The following is a 1,853-nucleotide window of genomic DNA, read 5'->3' as shown; positions in this document are numbered from 1 at the left end:
TAAGGCTCGACCAACTGCCCTCAAAAAGTTGAATTGAGCAAATTCTTGTTTGGCAGTTTCTTGAAAGCCTGCTGGAAAAGGAATGCCTCCATTGACTGGACCTAGCAGAAAAGGAGTATTTTGGCAGATACTAACTACCTTAAACGCATACCGCGGCATCATCGGGGTAATTGCATGAACTATATCATAATCTCCGTTGAGTATTGGCAACTTAAACTTTTGATACACTTGCCGATTAAATTCTTCATAAATTGGATAATTTAGAGCATTATAAAGTGGCCAATTTATTTTACCGTTCGCGGTAATTTTTTCTACTACTTTGTAATATTGCGTGGCAAGCTTTCCTTCTTCAAGATAAAATACTTTTTCGTATTCAGGGTGTTTTTGAAGAGCGGATTTATTTCTAGCATGGGTGACAAGTGTTGCATCTACTAGCTTGCTAATTTGTTCAACAAAATTGTAACCCACCAAAGGTACAGAGGCCCATTCAGGATTGCACTGCTCTACAATTAGTAAAACTTTTAATTTTTGGTCGTTCATTGGTTAGATTCCTTTGCTGACGATCGATGGATATTTGGAAGTTGAGTTTTGAATGGATTAATCGATATGAAGCGTTTTTTCCCGATGTGAGTGTCTGCTGTAGAGGTTAATGGAAAAATCCGCCTCTACATCAACACCCGACCTGGAAATACAGGGGAGAAGTTCCAGAAAAAACAAGTTAAGTTGATGGTAACTGACCTACTTAGTAGACTTAGCACTCATTGTAACTTGCTCAATTGATGGGTTTGATGTCTTGTATTCGATCGAGTTGCTGCGCTGTCTGAGCAACCGGCGCTGGTGAAACATCATCTAACCCTGCAATTGAGGAAAATTCCCCAGCACGCAAGATATCGCATAAAGCGCAGCATCCTTGGCTGGCAAATTCTGCTGCTGCATCCGGTGGTAAATGCGGTAGGCAAGTACGGGGTAACCGATGGGTAACCGCAAGCTCCAGCCGCGTGTGAACCAGGCTGTGCACCATGCTAGCACGGGCAAAACGAGCTGCTTGAGCTTATAGTTCCCCTCGGATGTCCCCATCGCCCATGATTTCCAATACTGCACCAGTTTGAGCGGCGACGGTGGCAAAGGCTTCCAGGAGCAAGTCTACACCTTTCCAGCAACCACGTCTCTATGTTGCGCGATCGAAGTATCCGGAAGTAGTTCAGCCGCAGCAATGACTCGCCCCCGAACTTAGTTGAAGCATTTTGACCAACAATTGCAATTCGCATAAATTGTTTTCCACCCAATAAATTGATTGATGTATAGCCTTTCTCTTAAAGGTTCGCGGACCCATTTTGGCATGAAAAGCTTGACACGGTAAGGGTTGCAGCATACCTCGGCATACCTCGTATGGGAGTTGGAAAAGCTATTGAGGGACTTGCGTATAAATAAAATCCGCGCCATGCAATTGTATTCTAGAAGAACCAACCAAAGGATTGCTATAGTATTAAGCTGCAACCCCTAAGCTGTTGCGCGTTTAAATTGTATATTTGGGGAACCGAACAAAAATCTTCAAGTTCGCGGCCCCTGTTCTCCTCAATTACCACAGACAATCTAGATGTACAACAGCTTATTTAGAGCGAGCGACATTTTTAGCCTCAATAATTTTATGATAAATTTCAACAATTTTTTCTGCTTTTCGCTCCCATGCAAATTCTTTGGCTTTTGCGATACACTTAGCTGACATACCTTCCCGCAAGCGATCGTCTTCGACTAAAATCTGAATTTTATTTGTTAACTCCTGAGTAAGATACTCTCTAGAAGTTGGCTCTATTTTGAAACCAGTTTCTTCAGTTACGTATTCGGCGATACCG

1 protein-coding gene and 2 pseudogenes are annotated in these 1,853 nt (G+C 42.7%); all 3 read right to left on the bottom strand.

What is annotated here, in order from left to right; translation table 11 throughout:
• Positions 1–540, bottom strand: a pseudogene (locus JGK39_RS33320) (glycosyltransferase family 1 protein); the annotation flags it as partial.
• A gap of 232 nt (positions 541–772) precedes the next feature.
• On the bottom strand, positions 773–1,021 hold the full coding sequence (locus tag JGK39_RS33315) for a hypothetical protein (protein WP_293262786.1): 249 nt from the start codon (positions 1,019–1,021) through the stop codon (positions 773–775).
• A 588-nt stretch (positions 1,022–1,609) separates the two neighbouring features.
• Positions 1,610–1,853: pseudogene (locus JGK39_RS33310) on the bottom strand (glycosyltransferase family 1 protein); the annotation flags it as partial.

Origin of the sequence: Microcoleus sp. PH2017_12_PCY_D_A, from assembly GCF_020738565.1 — a bacterium.
GTDB lineage: Bacteria > Cyanobacteriota > Cyanobacteriia > Cyanobacteriales > Microcoleaceae > Microcoleus.
This window is presented reverse-complemented; position numbering and strand designations above follow the sequence as displayed.